The 25922-nt window shown below is 61.3% G+C and carries 26 protein-coding genes; 5 read left to right on the plus strand and 21 right to left on the minus strand.

Annotation, left to right across the window (positions count from 1 at the left end; all coding sequences use genetic code 11):
• Positions 1–2: 2 nt before the first annotated feature.
• The 3 genes from V1479_RS05745 to V1479_RS05755 form a co-directional block, all read right to left on the minus strand.
• Positions 3–986, minus strand: coding sequence for an ABC transporter permease (locus tag V1479_RS05745; RefSeq protein ID WP_368802827.1), 984 nt, complete (start codon positions 984–986; stop codon positions 3–5).
• A 180-nt stretch (positions 987–1166) separates the two neighbouring features.
• Positions 1167–2747 carry an ABC transporter substrate-binding protein gene (locus V1479_RS05750; RefSeq protein WP_368802074.1) on the minus strand — a complete coding sequence of 527 codons (1581 nt, stop codon included), beginning with the start codon at positions 2745–2747 and terminating at the stop codon, positions 1167–1169.
• A gap of 481 nt (positions 2748–3228) precedes the next feature.
• Positions 3229–3522: a DUF982 domain-containing protein gene (locus V1479_RS05755; RefSeq protein ID WP_368802075.1), complete on the minus strand. Its 294-nt coding sequence runs from the start codon at positions 3520–3522 to the stop codon at positions 3229–3231.
• A gap of 214 nt (positions 3523–3736) precedes the next feature.
• Here V1479_RS05755 and V1479_RS05760 point away from each other — a divergent pair, with 214 nt between their 5' ends.
• On the plus strand, positions 3737–4252 hold the full coding sequence (locus V1479_RS05760) for a pyridoxamine 5'-phosphate oxidase family protein (RefSeq protein ID WP_173187277.1): 516 nt from the start codon (positions 3737–3739) through the stop codon (positions 4250–4252).
• A 160-nt stretch (positions 4253–4412) separates the two neighbouring features.
• Here V1479_RS05760 and V1479_RS05765 read toward each other — a convergent pair whose 3' ends face one another.
• From V1479_RS05765 to V1479_RS05825, 13 genes are all read right to left on the minus strand, one after another.
• Positions 4413–5723 carry a sigma-54-dependent transcriptional regulator gene (locus V1479_RS05765; RefSeq protein WP_368802076.1) on the minus strand — a complete coding sequence of 437 codons (1311 nt, stop codon included), beginning with the start codon at positions 5721–5723 and terminating at the stop codon, positions 4413–4415.
• Positions 5720–7084, minus strand: coding sequence for an ATP-binding protein (locus tag V1479_RS05770; RefSeq protein ID WP_368802077.1), 1365 nt, complete (start codon positions 7082–7084; stop codon positions 5720–5722). Before V1479_RS05770 ends, V1479_RS05765 begins: the two co-directional genes overlap by 4 nt.
• 115 nt (positions 7085–7199) lie before the next feature.
• The gene (mnhG, locus tag V1479_RS05775) at positions 7200–8060 is read right to left on the minus strand and encodes a monovalent cation/H(+) antiporter subunit G (protein ID WP_368802078.1); all 861 of its coding nucleotides are present in this window, start codon (positions 8058–8060) and stop codon (positions 7200–7202) included.
• Positions 8057–8353: an MrpF/PhaF family protein gene (locus V1479_RS05780; RefSeq protein ID WP_368802079.1), complete on the minus strand. Its 297-nt coding sequence runs from the start codon at positions 8351–8353 to the stop codon at positions 8057–8059. Before V1479_RS05780 ends, mnhG begins: the two co-directional genes overlap by 4 nt.
• Positions 8350–8670: a Na+/H+ antiporter subunit E gene (locus V1479_RS05785; RefSeq protein ID WP_368802080.1), complete on the minus strand. Its 321-nt coding sequence runs from the start codon at positions 8668–8670 to the stop codon at positions 8350–8352. Before V1479_RS05785 ends, V1479_RS05780 begins: the two co-directional genes overlap by 4 nt.
• Positions 8667–10202: a Na+/H+ antiporter subunit D gene (locus V1479_RS05790; protein ID WP_368802081.1), complete on the minus strand. Its 1536-nt coding sequence runs from the start codon at positions 10200–10202 to the stop codon at positions 8667–8669. Before V1479_RS05790 ends, V1479_RS05785 begins: the two co-directional genes overlap by 4 nt.
• Positions 10199–10609, minus strand: coding sequence for an NADH-quinone oxidoreductase subunit K (locus tag V1479_RS05795; RefSeq protein WP_368802082.1), 411 nt, complete (start codon positions 10607–10609; stop codon positions 10199–10201). Before V1479_RS05795 ends, V1479_RS05790 begins: the two co-directional genes overlap by 4 nt.
• Before the next feature lies 1 nt (position 10610).
• A complete protein-coding gene (locus V1479_RS05800) occupies positions 10611–11006 on the minus strand; it encodes an MnhB domain-containing protein (RefSeq protein ID WP_368802083.1) in 396 nt (131 codons plus the stop codon).
• Positions 11003–13306 (minus strand): hydrogen gas-evolving membrane-bound hydrogenase subunit E, encoded by a 2304-nt coding sequence (gene mbhE / locus V1479_RS05805; RefSeq protein ID WP_368802084.1) that lies wholly within the window; start codon positions 13304–13306, stop codon positions 11003–11005. Before mbhE ends, V1479_RS05800 begins: the two co-directional genes overlap by 4 nt.
• 238 nt (positions 13307–13544) lie before the next feature.
• Positions 13545–14156 (minus strand): cytochrome c oxidase assembly protein, encoded by a 612-nt coding sequence (locus V1479_RS05810; RefSeq protein ID WP_368802085.1) that lies wholly within the window; start codon positions 14154–14156, stop codon positions 13545–13547.
• On the minus strand, positions 14147–14467 hold the full coding sequence (locus V1479_RS05815; protein ID WP_368802086.1) for a hypothetical protein: 321 nt from the start codon (positions 14465–14467) through the stop codon (positions 14147–14149). Before V1479_RS05815 ends, V1479_RS05810 begins: the two co-directional genes overlap by 10 nt.
• Positions 14464–16947 carry a cytochrome c oxidase subunit I gene (ctaD, locus tag V1479_RS05820; protein ID WP_368802087.1) on the minus strand — a complete coding sequence of 828 codons (2484 nt, stop codon included), beginning with the start codon at positions 16945–16947 and terminating at the stop codon, positions 14464–14466. The genes V1479_RS05815 and ctaD overlap by 4 nt, the downstream gene beginning before the upstream one ends.
• Positions 16944–17498: a cytochrome c oxidase subunit II gene (locus tag V1479_RS05825; protein ID WP_368802088.1), complete on the minus strand. Its 555-nt coding sequence runs from the start codon at positions 17496–17498 to the stop codon at positions 16944–16946. Before V1479_RS05825 ends, ctaD begins: the two co-directional genes overlap by 4 nt.
• Positions 17499–17627: 129 nt before the next feature.
• On the opposite strand from V1479_RS05825, the gene V1479_RS05830 reads away from it, so the two are divergent.
• Positions 17628–18143 carry a DUF2231 domain-containing protein gene (locus V1479_RS05830; RefSeq protein ID WP_173187256.1) on the plus strand — a complete coding sequence of 172 codons (516 nt, stop codon included), beginning with the start codon at positions 17628–17630 and terminating at the stop codon, positions 18141–18143.
• On the opposite strand, the gene V1479_RS05835 is transcribed toward V1479_RS05830, so the two are convergent.
• The 5 genes from V1479_RS05835 to V1479_RS05855 all read right to left on the minus strand — a co-directional run bounded on the left by V1479_RS05835 (position 18113) and on the right by V1479_RS05855 (position 22988).
• Positions 18113–18625, minus strand: coding sequence for a CopD family protein (locus tag V1479_RS05835; protein ID WP_368802089.1), 513 nt, complete (start codon positions 18623–18625; stop codon positions 18113–18115). The two genes, V1479_RS05830 and V1479_RS05835, sit on opposite strands and share 31 nt — an antisense overlap.
• A 132-nt stretch (positions 18626–18757) precedes the next feature.
• Complete coding sequence (locus tag V1479_RS05840; protein WP_368802090.1) at positions 18758–19213, minus strand: hypothetical protein; 456 nt, start codon at positions 19211–19213, stop codon at positions 18758–18760.
• Between the two features lie 9 nt (positions 19214–19222).
• Positions 19223–20473, minus strand: a complete 1251-nt coding sequence (locus V1479_RS05845) for a c-type cytochrome (protein ID WP_368802091.1) — start codon at positions 20471–20473, stop codon at positions 19223–19225.
• Positions 20470–22230 (minus strand): GMC family oxidoreductase, encoded by a 1761-nt coding sequence (locus V1479_RS05850; RefSeq protein WP_368802092.1) that lies wholly within the window; start codon positions 22228–22230, stop codon positions 20470–20472. Before V1479_RS05850 ends, V1479_RS05845 begins: the two co-directional genes overlap by 4 nt.
• A gap of 23 nt (positions 22231–22253) precedes the next feature.
• Entirely contained in the window at positions 22254–22988 is a 735-nt protein-coding gene (locus V1479_RS05855; protein ID WP_368802093.1) for a gluconate 2-dehydrogenase subunit 3 family protein, read from the minus strand.
• Positions 22989–23276: 288 nt separating this feature from the next.
• Between V1479_RS05855 and V1479_RS05860 the strand changes: the two genes are divergently transcribed.
• The 3 genes from V1479_RS05860 to V1479_RS05870 are packed head-to-tail and all read left to right on the plus strand — an operon-like array spanning position 23277 to position 25910.
• Positions 23277–24290: an ABC transporter substrate-binding protein gene (locus V1479_RS05860; RefSeq protein WP_173187244.1), complete on the plus strand. Its 1014-nt coding sequence runs from the start codon at positions 23277–23279 to the stop codon at positions 24288–24290.
• On the plus strand, positions 24287–25093 hold the full coding sequence (locus tag V1479_RS05865; protein ID WP_368802094.1) for an ABC transporter ATP-binding protein: 807 nt from the start codon (positions 24287–24289) through the stop codon (positions 25091–25093). Before V1479_RS05860 ends, V1479_RS05865 begins: the two co-directional genes overlap by 4 nt.
• Before the next feature lies 1 nt (position 25094).
• Positions 25095–25910, plus strand: coding sequence for an ABC transporter permease (locus V1479_RS05870; protein ID WP_368802095.1), 816 nt, complete (start codon positions 25095–25097; stop codon positions 25908–25910).
• Positions 25911–25922: the final 12 nt, after the last annotated feature.

Here is a 25922-nt window from a genome sequence, read left to right on the forward strand (position 1 = left end):
GCCTATTTCCCCGATCCGGAGGCGTGTACCCGCAGGCGCGGATCGACGGCGTAGTAGAGGATATCGACGATCAGGTTGATTACGACGAAAACGAAAGCGATGAACATCAGGTAGGCGGCCATCACCGGAACATCGACGACCTGCACCGAGTTGATGAACAGCGAGCCCACGCCGGGCCACTGGAACACGGTTTCGGTGACGATCGCGAAGGCGATGACAGAGCCGAGCTGCAGGCCGGTGATGGTGATGACCGGGACCATCGTGTTCTTCAGCGCGTGGCCGAAATTGATCGCACGCTTGGACAACCCGCGCGCCCTGGCGAAGCGGATATAGTCCTGCCGCAGCACCTCCAGCATCTCCGCGCGCACCAGGCGCATGATGAGGGTGAGCTGGAAAAGCGACAGCGTTATCGCCGGCAGGATGAGCGAGCGCAGGCCGGATTCAGTCAACAGCCCCGTGCGCCACCAGCCGAGATCGACCACCTGGCCGCGGCCGAAGGACGGTAGCCACTGCAGCTCCACCGCGAAGATGTAGATGAGCCCGATGCCGATCAGGAAGGTTGGCAGCGAAACACCAACCAGCGACAGCGTCATGATGATCGCGGTCGAAAGGCTTTTCGGCCGCAGCGCCGTGAAGACGCCGAGCGTGACGCCCACGACCAGCGCGATCAGCGCCGACGTGAAGGCCAACTCGATGGTTGCCGGCAGGCGCGACATGATAAGTTCGCTGACCGGCTGCTGCAGGCGGTACGAAATGCCGAATTCGCCTTGCACCGCGTCGGTGATGAAGCGGAAGAACTGGACATAGAACGGATCGTTCAGACCCAGCCTCTCACGGAGGGCTTCGAAGTCTTCCAGACGCGAATCCTGACCGAGCAGCGAGGCGACCGGATCGCCCACATAACGGAAGAGCATGAAAGAGATGAGGGCGACGACCAGCATCACGACGATGGACTGGGCTAGCCGTCTGAGGATGAAGGCAAGCATGACTTTGGTCCCCATAGGGTGCAGCGTCCGGCGTTGCCGAACGAACGATGCACGGCATCGCGGCGTCCACCGGTCCATCGATCAGGATGGAGGCGGAAACCGCGACCTTTGAGTGCGGGATGCTAACGAAAAAGGCCCGCGCCGCAAAGTTTGCGACGCGGGCGTTCAACGCAAGTCCTGTTACTCGCCGAAGGTAACGTTGTAGAGGCGCGGCTGGTTTTCCGGATGCACGTCCAGGTTCATGCCATCCTTCATGGCGTAGGCCAGAACCTGATTGTGGATCGGCAGCAGCACGCGGTCTTCCTGCACCTTCGCCCAGATCTCGGCGATCGTGGCGTTGCGCTTGTCCAGGTCGACCTCCGTCTCGAGAGACTCGATCTTGGCGTCGAGTTCCGGGTTGGTATACCCGCTCGGGTTATAGGCGCCGTAGTGCCCCGCCTGCGTGTGGATCAGGTCGTTGAAGATGTAGGCCGAATCGAAGGTCGGAACGCCCCAGCCGAGCAGGTAGAAATCCGTCTCCGAATTCTGGATCAGCGGCGAGTGCTGCGTGATCGGGCGCGAGGCCAGCGTGGCCTTGATGCCGATCTGGCCGAGCATGCCGACGACGGCCTGGCTGATCGCCTCATCGTTGACGTAGCGGTTGTTCGGTGTGTCGAGCGTGATCGTGAAGCCGTCCGGATAGCCCGCTTCCGCCAGCAGCGCCTTGGCGCCCTCGACATCGGCCTTTTCCGGATACTCGTTCAGCTCGGGGGTCCAGCCGTTGACGAAGGGCGGGGTCGCCACGCCGGTCGGCACCGACTGTCCGCGCATCACCACCTGCTGGATGGCGTTGCGATCGATGGCCAGGTGCATCGCCTCGCGAACCTTCGGATCGTTGATCGGGTTCTTGTCGGTGATGTTGGACGACTTCAGCGGTGCGTCGCCGAAGCGGTAACCGAAATAGATCACACGGTTTTCGGGGCCGGTGGTGACCTTGATGCCGTCGCTCGAGCCCAGGCGCTCGATGTCCTGCACGGGCACGTCCTGCACCAGATCGACTTCACCCGACAGCAGTGCCGCGACACGGGTCGCGTTGTCGGCGATCGGCAGATAGATGATCTCGGTGACGGCCGGCTTGGTTTCTGCCCAATGGTTTTCGTTCAGCTTGAGGACCGAACGCACGTCGGGGTCGCGCGACTCCAGCATGTACGGACCGGTGCCGTTTGTGTTGCGCACGGCGAAGTTGTCGTCGGTCGAGCCGGCTTCCTGGACTTCCACGGCGTTGTTCGCCTCGGTCCAGGTCTTGTCCATCATGAAGGTGTTGGTCAGGTTGTTCGGATAGAGCGGCGAAGGCCCGCTCATCTTCACCTCGACCGTGTGGTCGTCGACGGCGGTGACGCTCTGGACGCCGGCATGAAGCTGCTTCATGTTCGACTTGTCGGAACGGGCGCGGTCGAGCGAGAACACCACGTCTTCGGCGGTGAAGTCGGCGCCGTCATGGAACTTGACGCCCTGGCGCAGTGTGAACACCCACACCGTCGGATCGCCTTCCTTGACCGCCCACTCGGTGGCGAGGCGCGGGATCAGATTGCCCTCGACGTCGCGGTCCACCAGCGTTTCGTAGATATGGTGGGCGAAGGTGTGCGTTACACCCTGGTTCTGCGAATGCGGATCGAGCGTCAGCGCGTCGGACGCGCGGGCCCAGCGAACGGTTTCCGCGGACGCCGGCATGACAGCGGCGCCGAGCGCGAGAACGCTCGCAGTGAGAAGAAGTTTACGCATAGTGGCTCCCAAACTCTTTTTTGTTTGTTCAATGTTCCCCGTGAGGGCCTGAGCCCGCCCACGATTGGCGGGTACCATAAGGGAGGGGATTGTGTTTGAAAAGCGCCCTTTTTCAGGCTTCCTGACCACCGGTGCCGGTCGCCTAACCCGCTGATTTTAGGTTATTTTAGCGTTTCCGGATTGACTGGCTGCGGTGGGGGCCGACGAGCCACCGCGTAATCATTTTCAAGCTTATTGCCAAAGGTGTTTCAAACCTGAAACAATCGGTCAGGATGACGGTGATCTGCGTAAGTTAATTATCCGGAAGGCAAGCGGCTGCACATTGGCGCAAGCCACCGGTACGTCACTTCTTTCACCGCCGGTCCGGGCCGGGCGCTGCCGCCAACAATGTTCAACATGGCATCCACGCCGCGGCTGCCTGCGCTTTGCTAGACGACGCAGCCGACACATCGTATCTCAGCCGGGTGACGGCCGCATGACGTCAGGTTCTGACCAACTGACCCTGGCTGCGAAGGCCCGTTGTTGCAAGAGGCTCGTCTAGGAGTACGCCACGCCGACGCGCATAAGCGACGAATACGTCGTGCGCTTCCTGCGGGGAGCAGCGCTCCGTCAAGGCATCGCGGCAGGCATCGCATGTCGCGTGATAGACCTCGTCTCGAAGGAGCCTGGGCACGTCCTCAAGATATGCGAACACTTCGCGCACGCTGGCGATCGACCGGGGGAAACCAAGTCCGACCAGGACTGTGACGGGACGCTGGAACGCCGCATTGCGCATGACAAAGCCCTTTTCATTTCGAAGTCTTTTTCGGGATGCTGCGGGGCGGCAGCGCAGCTAAACCTACAACGAGAGAAATGGTTCCGGCCGCCTGCTAGCCGAGTTGCCCGACCATAACACCAGCAAGCTTCCGGTTATTCCTACTGTGACCAAGGAACCGCCGCCCCGGCGCGCGAGTTGAGTCGCTAACTCACTCTTTCGCAAGGAAATGCACATGGCCAAGCAGGACAACCAGGAACAGAAGTCCGACCTTTCAGCCGCCGAGGTCCAGGATCGCATATGGGAGCTCGCCAAGGAGATCGACATCTGCATGTTCGTGACGTGGGATGGAGAGTACAACCGGGCGAGGCCTCTTTCCGCACGCGTTCATCGAGATGAGAATGCCATCTATTTTCTCGTCAACGACGACAGCCCTAAGAACGAGCAATTGGCCGAATATCCCAAGGTCACGATGGCCTGGACGGATAGCGGACGGTACAAATTCGTCACCGTTTCGGGGCATGCCGAAGTTTCGAACGATCGTGACAAGATCGCAAAGCTTTGGGAGCGCACCGACGAGGCGTGGTGGGACAGCGCTCAGGACCCAGACATTCGCCTGATAACGGTGACCCCGGATGAAGGGGAACTGTGGGATAGCCCAGGGCGCATCATTGCGACTGCCAAGATGGCGCTGGCTGCGGTGACTGGAGCCAAGCCTGACTTTGGCGATAACGCCAAGGTTGATCTCTAGCGGTTGAGCGTTTCCGGATGTTGGCCCGGCGTCGCGCCCGGGCCAACATCTTGCTGCTTCTGGCACCGCGAAAAGGTCCGTATCGTCTCCGATGGGTTCTATCGCTGCGGGGGTGAACGGCGGCGATGTTGCCGGTGTGGCATACGCCATGACTTGGAAATCATTGATCGCCCTTGTTGGATGCTCGCCGCTTCCAAAGTGTGGTTCTGGAAATTCCCAGCCGCCTTGCCGCTTCGCCGACCTTTCCGTCGCTTTCGATCAATGCGCGATCGATACGTTCGCTTTCGGCCTGTCTGCGAGCGTCGGCAAGGGTGTCGGGTTCCGGCGCAGCCAACGCAAGCTCCGGAAAAATATCCTCAGGTGCCAGCATGTTCCCGCGCGCAAGCACCGTGGCGCGCTCAAGACGGTTGCGGAGTTCACGAACGTTTCCGGGCCAGTCGTGGTGAAGGAGGGCCGTGAACGCGTCCGGCGAGATCCAGCGAACGTCCATGCCGTGGCGATGAGCTGCCTGCCTCAGCAACCGATCGGCAAGCGGCTCGATTTCAGCGGTTCGATGGCGCAGTGGGGGCAGCGAGATTTCGATTACCGACAACCGGTAATAGAGATCCTCCCGAAAGGTCTTTTCGATGCGCATCGTGTCGAGATCGGCGTTCGTCGCAGCGATGATGCGGCCCTGGAACGAGCGATCAGTGCGCGAGCCGACGGGACGAAAGCGACCGTCCTCCAGGACACGCAGCAGCGCGATCTGCAGGCGTGCATCCAGTTCTCCAACCTCATCGAGAAAGAGTGTGCCGTCGCCTGCTTCCTCAAAAAAGCCGACGTGGGACTGCGAGGCACCGGTGAACGCTCCGCGCTCGTGGCCGAAGAACTGGCTCTCCAGGAGGTCATGCGGGATCGCGCCGCAATTCACGGCAACGAACGGCTGTTTCGCACGGCGGGACGTCGCGTGAAGGTAACGCGCGGCGACCTCCTTGCCTGTTCCCGTTTCGCCCGTGATCAGGACTGGCAGATCGGTGTTGGAGACACGCCGGAGCTGCTCGGCGATGCGCTCGGTTGCCGGCGAAAGAGCGAAGTGGACTACGCCGTTTTCCTCGACTTCTGCAGCCGGTCGGCGCAGGCGCCCGCGAATACGTTCGATGACATCGTCGACGTCATAGGGCTTGGTCAAATAGTCGTCGGCACCAGCCTTGACCAGACGTACAGCCTGGTCGATCTCGCCAAAGGCGGTGGCAAACAGAATCGGCGTATCTCCGAGCCACGGCTGGGCCCTGCGGTATAGGTCTTCACCGGAACCGTCCGGCAGCACGATGTCTGAGAGGACGAAATCGGGTCGGCGGCGTCTCATGGCGATCAAAGCCTGGTCGCAGTCCTTGGCCCACGTGACCTCAAAGTCCTCCAGTTTCAGCCGTTGGGTCAGCGCGCCGCCGAGGATGGCGTCATCCTCCACAACCAGGACATGGTGCCTGCTCATTCGCCGCCGCCTTGGGCCTGTAGGGGCAGATGTAATGTGATGCGCGTGCCGAGCTGGGGAGGGGACTGCACCGAAACGCGACCGTTGAGGCGCTCTACCAGGCGAACGACCACGGCGATGCCGAGGCCCGGCAGATCGGGTGAAGGTGTTCCTTTTTGCAGCGCCTGTGTCATCTGCGGCTCCAGGCCGCTTCCCTGATCTTCCACTTCGATCTCCAGTTGCTTGCCCAGCAGCTTGGCCGACAGCCTTACGCTTCCACCCTTGTTCGATGCCTGCACGGCGTTGAGCAGAAGATTGAGAAGGACCTGCCGCACTTCAAGAGCGGCTACCGGTACTTCATCCGGAATCGAAAGATCCATGTTGATCGTGACATCGCGAGATTTACCGTCTGCATCCACAAGCAATCGCAGATCTTGGAAGTCCTGACGCGAAAGAGGGCGCCACCGTATCCGTGTGCGGTGGCTCGCAAGCGTAGCGTTCACGACCTCGTCAAGCGCAATGACGCCTCTGTCGAGGAACTCGATTGCCTCGCGACGGGGTTGCTCGTGGTCACCGAAGCGCTTCAGGGTGCCGACGGCGGCACGCATGCCGCCCAGCGGATTGCGGACTTCATGAGCAATGGTGGCAGCAAGTCGCCCGAGCACGGCTTCCCGTTCCCTGTCGGCAAGGTGCTTGAGCAGGGCTTCACGTTCGTGCGTGGCATGCGCCATTGCATTGAAAGCATGGAACATTCTCGCCGATTGCCGGTCGCCAAGCGGGATTTCACCCTCCGCAATCGGGCGGGGATCTCCGAACGCCGCATCATACAAGCGGCGTGCGAGCAGGGTGACCGGCCGCTGCATCCGTCGCACCATGAAGAAGCCAAGCAGCGCGCAGACCAGACTGAACACGAGATCGAACAGCAGCAGCAACCATCGCAACTGCCGAGGTGATTCCTGGAAAGCAGAAAGGTCGAGATCGGCGGCGACCGTTCCCACCCGCACACCATTGGAATGCAGTCCGCGCCAGATCCACATCCCGCCGTCATTCGACATCGGCAGTGTGCCGGTTTCGGCCAGGCCCAATTCGGAGGGAAGTTCAGGCACCGCATTTTCACCGGCGCGCAGCGCCTCGGCCCTGACGTTCAGGTCGTTGTCGAGGAACATGAGCCGCCGATCGACGACACCTTCATGGAATTCCAGCGCCTGTTCGAGAACGGCGCCGACGGCTTCGTCGTCACCGTTGCGTACGTAGGGAAGCACCGCTGCGGACAACCCGTCCAGATAGACGTGGCCGAGTGTTTCGGCCTGGAGCTCGGCCTGTCGGGACATGACCACGATCGCGGTTTGCGTGGAAACCACCGCGGCGACGAAGATCATCATCGCCACGATCAGCGGCAATCGTATGGTGAGGGGGATTTTCTGCGCTAAGGGTTCCAGGACTCCGACACTCCCGATTGCGATGTCCTTTTCAGGTTCGCAAGTCGGGCGCTGCGCTTCAACCGAAAACGACGATCGGTGCATCGCCGTCGCGGGGCTCGCTTGCAGGAGTTATCCTGTGATGCTTGAGCTTGGACGTGGGGGCAATCTTCCTGTCAGCCAGACCGTGATCGAACCAGGCCTGGCGCGAGAGGACGAGAGCAACGCCGTCGGTCAGGCGGTCGCGAAGTATCGGGATAGGGTCTCCCTCCTCGACATACAGCCCGAAGCGCACGCCCGCCTGGGTCGCGGCTTCTTCGACGACCTCGACCGTTTCGGCGACGCGACGGCGCGCTCCTGCCGTCAGGGTGTTGCGCAACTGTTTCGCGTAATAGTTTCCGCCAACGGGCACCGGACCAACGTCATGCAACGTACTGGTATCGATGATCGCCAGTCCGGCCAAGTCGACCTGATGTGCCTTTGCCATTGCGACAGCATGGGTGATCGCCGCATCCATACCCGGCCCGCTTGCAATGCCGAGAACGACCTTTTCAATCTTTTGATTCATGTTTTTCCTCCGAAACACTGCGGATGCGGGATGATCGAAATCGCCACGCTTCAATTCGCCCTCGAGTTGGTCTTCACGCGTTCCACCCCACAGCGGCACACCGGCGACGTATCCCGCTCGAGCCAGCAGATGACCCGCGATCGGTTGTGTCAGGAGCAGGAACGCTATGGCGATTGTCACCTTGATCCATGTGCCCGCCGACGGTTCGGCAAAGGCAACGCCGACAAGCAACAGGCCGCAACCTGCTACTCCCGCCTTGGTGGCGGCATGCATGCGCATGAAAAAATCCGGCAGGCGCAGAATGCCAAGCGCCGCGACCAGGCAGAGCCCGGCGCCCGCTATCAGGAAGAAGGCTGAAAAAAACGCCATCATGGCCCTTCCTCCTCGTCGATCGAGCCGCGTTCGATAAAGCCCGCGAAAGCGACGGTGGCGAGAAAGCCGATGAGAGCCACACCCAGCGCGATGTCGATGAACGCGACCGAGCCCGAGACGATGACGGCCATGCCGGCAGCGGCGACACCCAGCAGACCGAGCAGGTCTAGCGCGACGACCCGGTCGGGGCCGGAAGGTCCCCGGATGATACGCAGACCCGCACACAGCATTGCGGCGAACAGCAGGATGCCGGAGATCGTGACACCGGCGGCAAAAAGAGTTCCGCCCATCATGACAGCACCTCCTTCACCCGCCTTTCGAAGCCATCCTTGATCTGGGTGACGCTCTCGTCAGAGGCGTTCATCACATGTACGTAAAGGGTCGAACGATCCTTGCTCACATGCAGGCTGGTGGTCCCCGGCGTCAGCGTGATCATGTTGGCGAGCAACGTGATTCCGGCGCGGCTTTCCACATCAAGCGGCACCGCGACGATTGCCGATCGGATCGCTCGGCGCGGACTGATAACCGTCAGGACGACGTCCTTCACCGAAAGCGTTAGCTCGCGGAAGAAGATGCCGGACAGGCGGCACCAGGAGAGAACCACATTCATGGGCGTGCCTCCGTGACTTGTTCGGGAGCGCCGAAGACGGCATCGATGTAAGCGGACTTGTCGAGGAGCTGTCCGCCGGCGCGCAGCGAGTAGTCGACGAAAGGCTCGGCGAAGAGCCCGATCGTCAGCGTCGTCGCGGCGAGGACCACGATCGGCGAAAGCATGATGATGCGCGCCCGGCGGTCGGCCTGCCAACGGTGCATAGCTTTGCCCGACTGGTCTGGAGCCGCCTTCCAGAAGGCTTCGTTCCAGATCTTGATCATCGAATAGAGTGTCAGGATGCCGACCGCGAGGCCCGCCGTTGCAAGAACGATGTGGCCTGCGTCCAGGCTTGCCTTGATGACGGTGAACTTCGACCAGAAGCCGGAGAGGGGCGGAAGGCCGGCAAGCGACAATGCGGGAATGAGGAACAACACGCCCAGCATCGGCATGGTTCTGTAGAGGCCGCCCGTCTGCTTGAGATCGAAGGATCCGCCTGCGCGGTTCACGACGCCCGCGATCAGGAACAGGTTGGCTTTCACGATGATGTGGTGGATCACGTAGAGGATCGACCCGCCTATCGCCAGGGGCGTGGCCACGGCGATGCCGAACAGCATGTAGCCGATCTGGCTGACGATGTGGAATGAGAGGATGCGGCGAATGTCGAAATGGGCGGCCGCCCCCAGAACGCCTGTCACCATGGTGAAGATCGCCACGGCGGTGACAATGGGGCCGGTGTAACCGCCGTCGCCATCGAAGAGCAGCGTGAAGGTCCGGATGATGGCGTAAACACCGACCTTGGTCAGCAACGCCGCAAAAATGGCCACGATCGGCGCAGACGCGGTGTGGTAGGCGGCAGGCAGCCAATAGAATAGCGGAAAGACCGCAGCCTTCGCGCCGAACGTTGCAAGAAACATGAGCGCGAGCGCCGTCACCAGACCCTGGTTTTCCAGTGTTGGGATGACGCGTGCCAGATCCGCCATGTTGAGCGTCCCGGTCATGCCGTAGAGAAACGCGACGCTCATAAGGAAGAAGGTCGTCGCGATAAGATTGAGTGCGACGTATTTAATGCCAGCGTCGAGCTGCTCGCGCGTTCCGCCCAGCGACAGCAAGCCGAAGGACGAGATCAGCATGATCTCGAACCAGACATAGAGATTGAAGATGTCGCCGGTCAGGAATGCGCCGGTCACGCCAAGGAGCAAGCCCTGATAGAGCACGTGGTAGAAGGCATTCTCGCGTGCTTCGACGTCGCCAACCAGCCCGTAGACGCCTACCGCGACGGCCACGAGCCCGGTGATGAGAACCATGGCCGCTGAAAACATGTCGCCGACGAAACTGATGCCGAAAGGCGGCGCCCACCCGCCGAACTGCGTGGCGATCACCGTACCATCGCGGACGGCCAGCAGCAGTACGACCGATGCGCAGAGCAGGCCGAGACTGGCAGCGAGGCTTATCAGTCGCTGTATCAGCGGGTGACGCCAAGCCAACGCGCAGAGGGCCACGCCGATCGCGGGTGCGAGAACCGGCAGCGTCAGAAGCAGGTCGTTCGTCATTCCGCAGGCTCCGTCTTTTTGGCAACGACGTGCTTGGGAAGGCTCGGAGCTTTCTTGGCGGTCTCGGGTTCCGCGTCGCGCATGGCATCGGTATCGACGGTGCCGAGGCGGCGGTGAGCGCTTTCGAACAGCACGGTCGTGAAAGCGACGAGCGAGAAGGAAATGACGATCGCCGTCAGGATCAGTGCCTGGGGCAGCGGGTTCGCCCCACCGATCAGAGCGGTCTCGCCGGCGGCGACGAGTGGCGGCGTGCGCGAGCCCATCCGGCCTGCCAGAAATATCGACAGGTTGGTGGCATTGCCGAGCACGAGCAGGCCAAGCACCACCCTGAGCACGTTGCGCGACATCAGCAGATAGGCGGCTACAGCCACCATAATGCCGAAAGCGAGAGCGAAGACGGGCTCCATCTCACTCCTCCAGATAATAGAACAGGAAACTCAGAACCGCGCCGATCACGACCAGGTAGACGCCAATGTCGAAGATGAGCGTGGTGCCGAGGGCGATCGCCTCGAAAGGCCATTGATGCGTGAGGTATGGCTGTGCCAGCCACAGAGCGGGCATGCCGGACGCAAGGGCGATGACGAGGCCCGCGCCGATATATGTCTTGGGCGACGCGAAGATGAGTTGCGTCAACGACACACGGCCACGCGGGAGCGCGTGAACGGCGATGCCGGCGGCGGCGATAAGCCCCCCGATGAAGCCGCCGCCTGGCTCGTTGTGGCCCCGCAGCAGGACGTAGATTGAGAAGATGAGCGCTGCCGGTAATATAAGGCGGCTGGTCGCACGAAGGATCATCGAGTTCATTGGCGCTCCTCCTGCTTCGCCCGACGCATTCCCGCCAGAACCGCAGCGGCTGCGATCGCCGCGAGGCCGAGGACAACGATCTCGCCGAGCGTGTCGATGGCGCGGAAATCGACGAGGATGACGTTGACGAGGTTGCGGCCATGGGCTTCGGGCACCGCAGTTTCGCGGAAGAACACGGAAAGGCGATCGTCGAAGGGTTGTGCCAGGACGCTCAACATCAACAGCGAAGCGACCAGGCCGATGCTTGCCGCTATCCAGCAATCACGGGTGCGCTGAGGTTTCGAACGGTACTCCTGTTCGCGGAAGGGCATTCGCCCCACGATCGCCAGCATGATGACGATCGCCAGCGCTTCGACAGAGAACTGCGTGAAAGCGAGATCCGGCGCACCCTGAAAGAGAAACAGCAGCGCGACCGCGAAACCGACCATGCCTGCGGCAACGATGCCGGCCACGAAATTGCGTGCCCGTAAGATGGCAAGCGCAGCAACCGCCAGGATGACCGCGATCGCTATTTCGGGCACGAGGCTGTCTGCGAATGACGGCAACTCAAGCCCGCCGCGCGCCACGAGCGTGATCCCGCCTGCCGCTCCGACGGTGAGCAGTGTGCGGCCAACATATACACGCATGCTGCCGGTCTGGATGAGACGGGTCTGCCATGCAGCGAGACGCTGCAGGCCGCTCATCAATCGATCGTAAGCCTGGTCCGGTCCCCACCGATCAATGTTGTCGATGGCTGCAAGCCTGAGCCGCAAACCGTCCCAGCGCCGGTATGTTACGACGCCCAACGCCAAGGTGAGCACACTGAGCGCGAGCATCGGCGTGAAGCCGTGCCAAAGGGTAAGGTAGTAGTCCAGCGGCGCGCCGGCCGTGGCGCTGGCTGCGGGCACGATCAGGCTGTCGCTGATAAGCCACGGCATGGCGCCGAAAAGGAGGCCCAGGGCGGCGAGCACAACCGGACCGGCAAGCATTGCGACGCCGGGGTCATGAGCCGCCTTGGGTGTCGACGAGAGATCGCCATAGAAGCACCGGATCGCAACAATCGCGGCGACGACCACCATCGACACATTGGCAACGAGGGCAATGACGACGAGTATCCAGGATCCGGAGAGTTCGAGCCCTGTTTCGTAAACGAGTTCCTTGGCGGCGAAGCCGATGAAAGGCGGCAAGCCAGCCATCGACAGCGCGCCCAGCATCGCAACACCCGCCGTGATCGGCATATGGTGCCGGAGGCCGCCAAGGGTCGAGGAGTCACGCGTACCGGTTTCGTGGTCGATGATCCCGGCCACAATGAACAGGCACGCCTTGTAGAGCGCATGGACGACCAGGAAAATCACGACGGCCACCGAGGCGAGTTCGCCGTCGATGCCGATCAGCATCACCAGAGTGCCCAGTGATACGATCGTGGAATATGCGAGCACACGCTTCAGATCGGTCTCGCGCATTGCGAGCACCGCTCCCGTGAGCATGGTCAAGGCTCCAAAGCTCGTCAGCAGTGCGATCCAAAGCGCATGTGCGGAAAACACCGGGTCCAGCCTTGCGAGCAGGTAGACACCCAGCTTCACCATGGTTGCCGAGTGCAGGTAGGCCGACACGGGCGTGGGCGCGACCATGGCGTTGGCAAGCCAGGCGTGCAGCGGAGCCTGCGCCGATTTTGCGAACGCACCCGCTGCGAAGAGAATTATGATGGCCGGCGCAGTCGGATGCGCGGCAATCACTTCCGCTTGCCCCAGGATCGCGGTGATGGAGAAGGTGCCCGCAACCCACCCCAGCAGGATCACGCCCGCGAGCATTGCAAGACCGCCGGCAACGGTGATGAGAAATCCCTGTTGTGCCGAGCGCCGGGTGTCAGCCCGCTCCGGCGAATAACCTATGAGCAGGAAAGACGTGAGGCTGGTCAGTTCCCAGAACACGATCAGGACGACCAGATTGTCGGCAAGCACCGCGCCGAGCATCGACGCCATAAAGAGCGTCAGCACCGTGTAGAAGCGGGCAAGCCTTGGGGCGCCCTTCAGATATGACGAGGCATACAGGAAGACGGCGGTGCCGATGCCGCAGATGAGAAGGGCGAAGGTAAGCGAGAGACCATCGACCCTGAATGCGGCGTCGATTCCGAGCGACGGAATCCAGCGATAGGTCTCGAGTGCGACTTCACCGGCCGTCAGGATCGGCAGGAAAAGGCAGAACCCCGCAAAAAGAAGCAGGGGCACGGCGGCAATCACTGGCCACGAGCGTCCACCCGCCCAGCCAACGAGCGGCGCAGAAAGAAAGGAAAAGGCAACGAGTGTTAAAATGGTCATCATCAGGCGTTCCGTGTTGAAACTCCCAATGAAAGATCTGTGCCAGTTGGCGCCGGATCGCATGTTTTGGAAAAGAATCCCGGTTTTCCGGAGCTTCCCGCTCACCGCGGCGGTGCATCGGCCTCACGAAGTGTTGCTGGATGTGAACCGCTTGAACCGGTGATGTTCACGGATGTGAACATCACCGGAGAACGACGCCGCGACAACATCCGGCTGGCAGAACCGGGACGCCGGCGTTCACCTACTCGCCGACGAGTCTCCAGACCAGCCAGGAACCGCCGATGACGAAAGGCAGCGTTCCGAATAATGCCATCATGCCGCCTCCAAACTGCTGGTCGGCAAGGGGATCCAGACCGAAAGCACCGAGGCAGTATTGCGGCGCGTAGATCAGGGCCGGCGCGAGCACCAGCAGCACGCCGAGCATTGCCATATGCATCGACGTGAACAGCATGGCGCCGGCGCCGATCACCAGACCTCTCCGGTCGCGATCGGCAAGACAGACCCACCACAGGGCCATGCCCGCAAGCAGAAAGGTGAGTTGCTGGACCGCGAATATCGGGAGCCAGCGCGCAGCCGCCTCATGCATCCAAGGCGCATGCCAGCCCCAGACGACCGCGAACTCAAAAGCGGAAACCGCGAGTGCGGACAGCAACAACCGGCGCGGCGCTCGGATGTTTGGGAAAAGCCGCAACAGGCCAATGACGATCATTGGCGCAGCGACCACCGCGACGGCAAGATGAAGGATCATGTGCGGGGAAAAGGCTCTGCGGGCCAAATCAGGCAGAGGGCCCATCCACAGCCAGGCGAGCAGCACCAGTCCGGCAGCAAGGGGCCAGCCGCGGCTTATCCGCATGTCGTTGTGGTCAGCACGGGAAACAGCGTCCACACCACCGCCACCAGACCAACCCAGCCGCTAGCCCGGCTCACCACTCGCGAAAATCCCGGCGCGGCTCCAAACCGGTCGGAGTGGAGCATCATCGGCAGAACGACCTGAACCAGAATGGCAAGCGCAAAGGCGATGGCGAGCGATAGTCGCCGCCACGACGCACCGGCGAATGCCGCGCCGAGATCGATTTCGCAAAGAATGCCATGCAGGCCGTAGACCGCGCTGAACGCTGCCAGCCAGACGACGGGCGATACGAGTATGCGCAGCAGGTCCCTCATGCCACCATGCCCGGAAGATAAGCGCAGAAGAGGATCAGGGCGGTCGTTACGCATAGATAGCCGATCCAGAGCGGCGCGACGGCCAGTTCTGCACGTCGCCGCGATGACATGTAGCCGGCCCGCAGACGCAACAGAAGGAAGACCAGCATCAGCGCTGCCACCAGCACATGCACGAGACCGTAACTGCCCAGCACCCACAGCGTCGCGCCATAGGCGTGCGACGTGGGAGATGGAGCTATCGTGAGGAAGGCCAACAGCGAGACTCCGAGCGCGGCGATGCCGGCCAGTGCGATCAAGAGGCCGGCCACCGGTTTCGCGCCTCTGCGATTGCTGCTTACGGCGTGGCCGATGCCGGCGACCGCCGCAGCCGTGCCGATGATGGCCGTTGTCAAGACAAGCGCCGATGGAGTGACGAAGAACGGCGGCGGCCACCCGGGCGCGATGGTCCAAAGGAACGCGTATCCGAACAGCAGCGAGCCGAACAGGGTTGCATTCGCCACCAGCAGGAAAGCTGAACCCCACCAGCCCGGCGGTCTGTCGACTTCGGCGATGTTGGGAACCAGGACCCCGCGACCGATAGGCTGGTCGCCGAGGTCCTTCTTCGAACCGAGCGTCCAGGCCCAGCGCATGGCAAGCACGGCGACACCTGCCATCGCGAATGGGGCCAGCCAGAAAACCTTGAGGAGTATGGACAGAAAGAAAGTCCCCGTCACGGCTGCCATGCAGATCGGAAGCCGTGTGTTGTTGGGATAGACGACATGCTGCTGCGGCGTGCCGGTGGCGATGTCCACGATCAGCGTTTCGCGTTGTCCGCTGGCGGGATCGCCGAGATAGAACTCGCCGCGCGCGATACGTGTAGGCAGGTTCGGATCGTCCCACAGCGGTTCGCGCGAGTTAACCTGCGGAAGACTGGCAAAGTTGTATGCGGGAGCCGGCATCGTCGTTGCCCATTCGAGCGTCCCGGAGCGCCATGGGTTGCGCAGTGACCTGTGACGCACGATGACGTTGAGCACCACCTCCAGGAGCACGATGACGAGGCCGAACGCGAGCACGAAGCCTCCGATCGAGGAGATCAGGTTGATCGCAGTCCAACCGTCCTCCGGCCCATAGGTCGAGATGCGCCGCCGCTGGCCCATCAGGCCCACCCAATGCATCGCGAGGAAGGTCACATGGAAGCCCACGAATATCAGTGCGAAGGCGACTTGCCCCAATCGGAAATACCGCTTGCTGCCCGTGGCGAGGGGGAGCCAGTAGTAAAGGCCGGCCAGGAGTGGGAAGACGAAACCGCCGAAAAGGACATAGTGGAGGTGGGCGGTCACGAAAGCGGTGTCGTGCACTTGCCAGTCGAAGGGCACGACGGCGACCATCACCCCCGTCAGCCCGCCAATGACGAAGGTGACGAAGAAGCCGAGAATGTAAAGCATCGGCAGGCGTAGCCGAGGCGTGCCCTTCCACATCGTGCCTATCCAGGCAAACACCTGTACTGCTGTCGGAACGGCCACCAGCGTCGAAGCAGCCGAGAAGAAGGCCAGGCCCATATGGGGAATGCCTGTGGTGAACATGTGGTGGACCCAAAGCCCGAAGCTGAGGATCGCAAGTGCGACGGTCGCAGCCACCACCCATCGATACCCAAGCAGCGTCGTCGAGGACATGACAGGCAGGATGGTCGAGATGACACCCGCGGCCGGGAGAAAGATGATGTAGACCTCGGGATGGCCGAACAGCCAGAAAAGGTGCTGCCACAACAGGCTGTCACCGCCCAGTTCAACCTGGAAGAAGGGCATGCCGAAGGCGCGCTCCAACTCCAGCAGGATCGAGCCCAGGATCAGCGGTGGGAACCCAGTCAGGATCATCAGCGCCACCACCAGAATGTACCATGCGAAGATCGGCATCCGGTCAAGCGACATGCCGGGTGCGCGGTATCGCAGGATCGAAACCGTCAGCTCCACGGCGGCGCAGATTGCCGAAATTTCCACGAAGGTTATGCCGATGAGCCAGAAGTCGGTGTTGATGCCCGGTGAATAGATGCGTCCGGTCAATGGCGGGTACATGAACCAGCCGGAGTCCGGCGCGATGCCGAGAAGCAGCGATACCAAAAGCATGGCGCCGCCGAAGAAGTAGCACCAGTAGCCGTAAGCGGTCAGGCGTGGGTACGCCATATCGCGCGTGCCGAGCATTTTCGGCAGGAGATAGATCGCCAGACCCTCGATGGCGGGTATGGCGAACAGGAACATCATGATGACGCCATGCATCGTGAAAAGCTGGCTGTATATTTCCGGACCTGCGAATGCGGAGCCGGGGGTGGCAAGCTGTGCCCTTATGAGCATGGCCAGCACGCCGCCGATCAGGAAATAGAAGAAGGCCGTGACGAGAAACATCAGCCCCAGGTCATTGTGATTGACCGTGGAGAACCAGCCCTTCCAGCCAGGGTTGGAAGACCATATCGCGGTAAGCCGCCGGTGGCGGGCCAGCGCGTTCATTCGTCAACCTCCAGAAACGCCCGCCAGGAGTCGGGGGTGTGCGCGATGACCGTAAAGGAATGACGGTCGTAGCCCGGCCCGCTATATTCCGCGCTCAGGCCCGCATAGGTGCCCGGCACATCGGCTTCCAGCCGCAGCACGTTCACATGGCCGGGGATGGCGTCGAGCTTCCCGGCCAGACGCGGCACCCAGAAACTGTGGATCACATCGGCGGTCGTTATGGCGACATCGACAGGCCGATTGGCCGGTATGTGCAGTATGTCGGTGGTGGTCCGGCCCGGGGCATCGTCGTAGGAGAAGGTCCAGGACCAGCGCTCGGCCTGTGCATGGACTCGCGCGACATCTGCAGCGTCCCAGGGCAGCAGACGTTCGCCTGCCCATAGACCGTAGGTGAGAAGCGACAGGAGAACCGCGGCCGGGAAGGCGAGTCCCAGCCCCACGATCCAGACGCGTTCGCTCGCAGCCGGTTCACCCTGTAGCCGCTTGCTACGGAATGCGAGCGCCAGCAGCGCCATCACCAGGGCGAAGATGGCCGTTGCGCCTACCAGCATAACCCACCACAAGGTGGCAATGATGCGGGCGGCTGGCCCGCCTGGGTCAAGTGTCGAGAGCGGACCGGCGCAACCGGACACGACGATGGCCGTTGTGGAAAGCAGAAAGACCTTGAGGAGGGGTGTGGAATGGCGGACCAGAAATTCAAGGGCGAGAACGAACAGCTTATCGACCCGGTTGCGGAGCAGCCCGGCTTTGACGACACCGAGTCGCGCATCGCCATTCTCGGTCACCCTATCCACGCCATGAGCGTCGCGTTCCCCGTGGCGCTGACCTTCTGCACCTTCGCTGCCGACCTGCTGTACTGGTGGACGGGCGATCCCTTCTGGGCGCGCGCAGCAATGTGGGCGGTCGGGGCCGGTTTCCTGTTCGGGATGTTCGCGGGCTTTTCGGGTACTGCAGAGCTGCTGCTCGTGTCCGGCATTCGAGCCCGTGCCGCCGCATGGACCCATTTCATCATCGCGGTGACCCTGCTCTCGCTTCTCGGAGCCAACTGGGGCTACCGGCTGTATGGCTACGAAACCGCGGTGCTGCCGTACGGCATACTGCTCTCGGCCGTGTGTGTGGCGGTTGTGGCTTTCACGGGCTGGCATGGCGGCAAGCTCGTCTTCGACTATCGGTTGGGTACAGCGAAGGGAAGCTGACCGCCGCGCGGCTCCGTCAACCAGTCCGGAAACGCGATCCAGTCAAGCTCGGGCTTTGCGAGAACGAGCAGCAATATGGCGATGGCACACCCTGTTATGCCTGTCACGGGCAGGGAGGGGTTCGGCGGTTTGTGATCGCCTGGTTCTTCGGCGATGCGCACGATGCTGCTGCCAATCCATGCGTGAAGAACAAGCAGCAACGCGACGAAGACCAGCTTTGCAAACAGCCACGGAACGAAAGCCTCTCGCAGGAAGATCAGCCAAGTCCCGGCGACCACAGCAATGACTGCTGCCGGCGTAACCACGATCGTATAGGTCAGGTGGGTTGCATGTCGGATGAGGCGGTAGTCGTTCTGCGAGATGGCGGGATCGTGCCTTGTCAGCATTAATGGAAGCGTGATGAGCCCGCCGCACCAGACACAGAGTGCTGTCACATGCAGGGCTTTCCACAAGGGAATGGTAGACGCCAGCCATTCTAGCACTGCGCAAGGACCATGGCTTGTTCATCCTCTCAAGACTGATGCCACAAGACATGGTAGCTGTTCTTGATGGCTGTGGAAGTTACGGTCTGCACAATCACCGGTCAGTCGGCAGCAGATACCCGGGCGGGGCGGCTAATAGACAAGACCCGCTTCCCGACAAGACTGCAATGTAATGCTTGAGACATCCGGTTGCGTCTCGGCCTCCGAAGTTTCCCCCGGTGGGGCGGCTGCATTTGCGCCTTCTCCTGCGGGAGCCTGTTCGCTACTGACAGAGGCAAGCCCATCAATGTCTATCGACAGGGTTGCAGGGTCGTCGCGTGTTTTTGCTTCGGTGCCAGACCGCACAGATGGTGTGGCGGCACCTTGCTCCGTGTCAGTACGTTCCGTCGCATCCTGCGCGCGAGATTCAGAGCTTTCGATGTCGCTTTGTTCCTCCGACGCGAGTTGGGTGCAGTGGTCGATAAGAGCAGCCATTGCGCCGCGGTCCTCGGTCTCGAATTTCGCCTCGCCGAGATAAATCGGTTGTGCGAAGCCGACGCCGATGGACCCCAGCAGCAGGAAGAGGGAGCACGGGGGTATACGCATCATCTCAAGGCCTCAGTGTTCACCTGCAAGGTATTCGCGCATCTCGCTGACCTGCGAGGCCGAGACCGGGCCGGCATTTCTGTCGCCGGAATGGCGAAGGTAGGTCAAGAGATCCGCGATCTGGTCGTCGGACAGCTTCCAGTCGAACGGCGGCATTGCGAGGACGCTTGGGACTGCCTCCGTCGGTTGGGCGCGCGCTCCGCCAAGGATAATGCGGATGGCGGTTGACGGGTCCTCGGCCAGCACCTTGTTTGAAGTTCCAAGTGGAGCAAACAGGTAAGGAACACCCGACCGGTCTGACGCATGGCAGGCTGCGCAGTTGTCGAAGTAGATGGCTTCCCCAACCTCGACGCGTGCTGCATCCGGCTCGGACTGGCCTTCTCGCGGTTCGTCATCGAGGCTCTTGAGGTAGGTAGCCACGGCCTCAAGGTCTTCCTGGTGTAGATGTTGGGTTGAGATTGCAACAACTTCGCCCATCCGCTGCATGGGGGCCGTATGCCTCGAACGCCCGTCGCGGAGGAACTCGACGATATCGTCCTGGGTCCAGTCGGCGATTCCGCCATTCTCTCCGCCGCGAATGTTCGGGGCGTACCAGTTCTCCAGCACACCGCCACGAAGGTATTCGTCTGAATCGTCGGCACCCAACGCATTTTTGCCGGTGTGGCAACCTCCACAGTGCATAGGTCCGTCGACAAGATAGCGCCCACGGTTCCACGCATCTGACGCGTCCGGGTCGCTCACAAATTCCTGGTCATCGAAAAAGAGTAGTTTCCAACCCCACACGGAACGACGGACGCTCAGGGGGAATGGAAGTTCGTTTTCCGGCACCTCGGTCGTCACCGGGTCGAGCGTTCGCAGATAAGAAAAGATCGCGTCGGTATCGTCTCTCGTCATCAACGTGAAATAGGGGTAAGGCATCGCCGGATAGAGGTGGTTTCCGTCGCGATCCACGCCTTCGTTGAGGGCGCGATAGAAATCGTCCCGTGTCCAGCGGCCGATACCGGTTTCGTCGTCGGGCGTCAGATTGGACGAAAAAATGGTTCCGAAGGGGGTGCCCAGGCCACGCCCGCCGGCAAATGGTACACCGTCATTCTCCAGATCGGTGTGACACGCCTGGCAGTCGCCGGCCACGGTCAGGTAGCGGCCACGCTCAACTTGCGAATAAGACAACTCCTGAGCCTGGGACGATCCGGGCGTGAGTGTTGCGCTGCCGATGAGAGTCAGCGCCGCCATGCTTATGAGAGTGGGGGACAGCGGTCTCATGGCTGCACCAGCGGGCCAGGCTGTCGCAGGTACTGGTTGATGATCGCATCGACCGACCAGTAGGCCAGCGCTCCGACAGTACCTGTGGGATTGTAACCGGCGTTTTGAGGAAACAGTCCCGCGCCGGCGACGAAGAGGTTCGGCAGATCCCAGCTCTGACAGTATCTGTTGACCACGCTCGACTTCGGATCGGCACCCATGATCGTGCCACCGGTATTGTGGGTGGTCTGATAGGGCACCGAGTCGTAGGAGCCGCGGCGGATGTTGACCTTGACCTCGCGGCCACCCATGCCATTGGCTATCTGCTCTGCAACAGGGGTCAGGTGTTGGGTTAGCCGCCGGTCGTTGAGCGTGAAATCATAGGTCATGCGCAGTAGCGGACGACCGTGGGCGTCCGTATACGTCGGGTCGAGGTCGAGATAGTTGCTGCGGTGGGCCATCGACGCGCCGTGCACGCCGACGCTTGTTGTCTTCAGAAAGTTCTCGCGGACCGCCTTTTTCCAGCGGCTTCCCCAACTGGGCACGTTATCGGGGACGGGGTGGCTTTCAATGGGCCGCGCATTGGTCGTGTGGCAGGCGATATAGCCGCCCCCGATAAAGCCGAGGCCCGAGTGATCGAAATTGTCGCCGTTGTAGTCATCGATAACCATGCCGAGTGCACCGGCGCCGACGAAGCCATTTGTGAATTCTTCGTCGTAGAAAACCGTCGCCGAGGACATCACCTGATAACAGTAGTTCTTGCCGACAACCCCTTCGCCGCTTTGCGGGTCGTAGGGCTCACCGATCTGCGAAAGCAGAAGCAGGCGGGTGTTCTCCAGCGGGTATGCGCAAAGCACCACCACCTCCGCCGGTTGAAAGAAGCTGTCGCCATTGGCGTCGATATAGGTGACGCCCGAAGCCATAGAGCCGTCGGGGGCCTTCTCGATCGACAGCACCTCAGAATTGGTGCGCAGAGCGAAGTTGGGCCTCTGCATGAGCACATGAATAATTGTCGTTTGAGGCGACGATTTCGAGTAGTTGCCGCAGCCGTGTTTCTCGCAGAATCCGCAATAGGTGCAGGGAGCCAGTTGCAGCCCAAGCGGATTGACATACGCCCGCGACATGTTCGCCGAAGGGACCGGGAACGGACTAAGCCCCAGTTCCCGCGCCGCGGCTGCGAATCTGTCTTGCGAGAACGTCATCTGCATCGGGGGGTTGGGGTAGTTGTCGCTGCGCGGACCTTCGAACGGGTTGCCGCCTTCAACGGTCTCGCCATTCAAATTGCCTGCCTGCCCGCAAATACCGCAGATCTTCTCGAAGTAGTCGAAATGCGGTTCGAGCTCGTCATATGTGACGCCGTAATCCTGAACCGTCACGTGTTCGGGCAACGGCCCGTACCGTTCCTCGTTGTGGGTGCGGGCCAGGAAGTCCGACGGCAGGAAGCGATAAGTCTGCCCGTTCCAATGTACGCCAGAACCCCCAACGCCGTTGCCAGGTAAAAAAGAACCCCAGTGGCGCATCGGGAGGGCGGTTTGTGAACTGTTGTTGCGAAAGGTCAGGGTAGCCTGGGAGGCCTCCTGAAACATGCCGTGCCGCCAGTAGTAGCGTAGCTCGTCCTGAGCAAATGTGGTGGCGAAGTCATTTGGAGTATCGCGCCAAGGCCCGCGCTCCAGCGCCAGCACATTCAACCCTGCCGCGGTCAGTTTCTCGGCGTAGATTGCGCCCGTCCAGCCGAAACCGACTAGAACAATGTCGACGCCTGGCAATTGCTTGGTCATCGAAATCCTCAGGATGCTGTAGTCTAAGGTCGGCTCCAGCCGGGCCGGCCTATCAGGCTGACCGGCTCAAGCGGTATGGCTTTGCCGCGATGGTCCACGAAGTCGCGGTAGTCGTAACGGGTTCCGGGAAAACCGATGTAACGCCACGCGATCATGTCGCGGTTGCCGCCATAGATGGGATCGGCAAAAAACCCCTCGATCGCGTTCTTGAGGAGAAGGTCGAAGAAGACCTTTGCAGAAACCCCCTCGAATTCGATTTCTTCTTCGTCGAGACCGGTCAAGACAGTGTCTTGTTGCTCTTCAGAGAGGTCGACGAAGCGCGCCTCGTGTTGGGATGCGCAGTAGGTCTCGAGTTCCGCAAGCGCCAATCTGTACAGGATCGCTGGGGGGTGCTCGCTTTGGTAGCCTTGCGTAGCGGTCCCCTGACTGTAGGGGCCCTTCATGTACCAGTGCTGTCCGCGCCCGTAGAATCCAGCCATCTGGCGGTCGATGAAGGTAACGACGTCCGCTTCGGTCGCGCCCGGCCCATCGTCATCGCTCGGAATGAGCCTTGCACAGATTGCAGCCACGATTTCGCGTTCTTCTGGCGTGAAGAACCTGTCGTCCCGGGTCCCGTAGTACGGATTTTCGCCTTTGGAAGGTGCCCACGGCAATCCGTCGCCACGTCCAAGTTCTGCGGCAAAGCCATGCGGTGCTGCCAGCGCGGTGCCACCAAGAAGCATCAACCGCATCACATGGCGTCGCGTTAACAAGTCCAACTTTGACCTCCCTCAACACAGACACAATCGTCAAAGTCCGCGGAGGTTCCGAGATTCTTTGAATGGGTGCGCCTGGCGTATGAGACGAGCCATCAGTCATTCCACACCTGACCAGCCGACGCGGGAAATCAGCCGGCGGGCGGCCATCGGTGAAAGCTGCACCAAGTGATCAGGCTAATTGAAGTATCACATTGCATAATTGATACATCAGATGTACCGTCATGCGTGAGTACTGAAACGTCCGGGAGGCGGCCGTCGAGGTCGTTGGGCACAGGAGGATTGTCGGGAATGTCTTCGATCAGCCGTCGTAATTTCATTGTATCTACAGCCGCCGCGCTGGCGTTCTCGCTCTCTGCTCCGGCCTGGGGTCAGGAGAAGCCGCAGATCGAATTCCTCTATTCGCCATTTGCGGACTATGCGCCGTTTTTTGTCGCGAAAGAGCTGGGTTATTTCGACGAATTCGGCCTTGACGTGACGCTTTCACCCAAGAGCGGCACGGCGGAAACGATCCAGATGCTGGCCTCAGGCAACGTGGTATCCGGTGCGGCCACTTGGGGCGCAGGGCTGTTCAATTCCATCAACAGCGGCGCGACCGTAACCATTGTCGCCACTCTGGCCAAGATGCCCGATACCGTGCCGTCGCCTTCACCGTTGATGGTTTCCGAGCAGGCATGGCAGGACGGCATCCGCGACGTGAAGGATCTTAAGGGAAAACGCGTTGGCATTCCCGGGCCGGGCGGGTTCGGCCTGTATTCGGTCGCCAAGGCTTTGGAGAAAGGTGGCCTCACCGTCGATGACGTTGAGGCAATCTACCTGCCTCCACCGGCAACCGCGGCCGCCTTTGCCAATGGCGGGCTGGAGGCTGGCTGGAGTATCGAACCTTTCGCATTGCAACTGGAGAAGGAAGGTCTGGGGCGCCGCCTCGTGGAAGACCACACGTTCGGCACCGAGCTCGGTTTCATCGCGTTCAACAACGAGTTTGCGGTGGAGAATGAGGACGCCGTCGTCAACTTTCTCGCCGCGTTCCTGAAGGCTGCGCGTCAGCTGGACAATGGCGGCTGGCAGGACGAAAAGATTCTCGACATCGTTTCTGAGTACACCGGTACGGAAAAGGAAACGCTCAAGGGTATCGCCTATACGATCCGCTCGGAAGACGGCTCAATCGACCTTACGTCGGTTCGCGAGCAGGAAGAGTTCTTCCGCGAACGTGGCGCCCTCGAATATGAGGGGCCGATCGACATCGAATCCGTCTATCGAACCGATCTCCTGGAGAAGGCAAACGCGCTGCTCGCACAGCAATGAACGTGGCAGTCCCACAGGAAGGCCGGACCTCCGGTTCGGCCGAAGCCGCTTCGGTGATCGAGGTGCGGAACCTCGTCAAGGCGTTCTACGACGCCTCCGGCGATCGCATTACGCTCGCGGCCACCGATGTGAACTTCACCGTCCGGCGAGGGGAGTTCGTCTGCATTGTCGGACCGAGTGGTTGCGGCAAGACCACTGTGCTGCGGATCCTTGCGGGTCTGGAGCAACTGTTGAGCGGTGAGGTCCGCATCGACAGCATGACGCAGCCCGCTATGGTGTTCCAGGAAGCATCTGTGTTTCCCTGGCTCACGGTGTCGCAGAACGTTGCCTTTCCATTGAGCCTCAAGGGTGTGTCCGCGCAGAAACAGCGCGAGCGCGTTGCCGAGCTGCTGGCGCTGACGGGTTTGACCGAATTCGCCGATGCTCATCCGCATCAGCTTTCCGGCGGCATGAAACAGCGCGTGTCGGTGGCGCGTGCGCTGGTCGACGATCGCGACATTCTTCTCATGGACGAGCCTTTCGGAGCTCTTGATGAGCAGACGCGCCTCACCCTGCAGCAGGAGCTGCTTCGAATCTGGGAGCGTACCGGCAAGACCGTGGTGTTCATCACACACAGCGTCGACGAAGCGCTGACACTGGCGGACCGCGTGCTGGTCATGTCGCCGCGACCGGGCACAATGGTTGCCGACCTCTTGGTGCCCTTCGAACGACCGCGCGACGTTGTGGAAATGCGCCGCGACAAGCGGTTCTGGGATCTCACATATGAGGTCTGGCGGTTGCTGGCCGCAGCCCCGGAGCATTGATATGACGACCGCCCATCCTTCGCTCTCTCCCGATGAGATTGAACGCCTGAAGGCACCCGCGCGCCGCGAACGGATCTATCGCATCCTCTCCTACTTCAGTCCGCTGCTACTGCTTCTGCTTTGGGAGGTGGCAGCGCAGGTCGCGTTGATCGATCGCCGCTTCTTTCCTCCTCCGAGCGCCATTGCGGGCACGGCCTGGCAGATGATCGCCAGCCTGGAACTTTTCGACCATATAGGGGCGACCTTGCGCCGCGTATGGGTTGGCTATGCCATGGGCGCGATACCCGGAGTGCTGCTCGGCCTCATACTTGGCCTCTCCGCACCCGCGCGGCGCGTTCTGGGGCCAATCTTTGCCGCACTTTATCCTGTACCAAAGATCGCCATCCTGCCGCTTATCCTGCTGATCTTCGGCGTTGGCGATGCGTCGAAGTTCGTGGTCATCGCAATCGGCGTGTTCTTCCTGATGTTCTACAACACGCTTGGCGGCGTGATGCAGATACCGCAGATTTATCTTGATGTCGCCCGCAACGCCGGCGCGACGAAATTCCAGACTTTCCGTCGCGTAGCCCTGCCGTCGGCTCTGCCGAGCATCTTCACTGGGCTTAAACTTGCAGCTGGCTCTTCCTTCATCATCATCGCGGCTGCGGAGTTTCTGGGTGCGCGCAGCGGCGTGGGCTTTTTCATATGGGCATCGTGGCAGACGTTTGCCGTGTCGCGGATGTTCGTCGGAATAGTCGTGATTTCGGCCCTGGGCTATCTGACGATCCTGGCGCTCGAGGCGCTGGAGCGGCACTTCGTGCCTTGGGCAAAGCATTGAACGGCTGAGGGC

The organism is Neoaquamicrobium sediminum (assembly GCF_040970315.1).
GTDB classification, from domain to species: Bacteria; Pseudomonadota; Alphaproteobacteria; order Rhizobiales; family Rhizobiaceae; genus Aerobium; species Aerobium sediminum.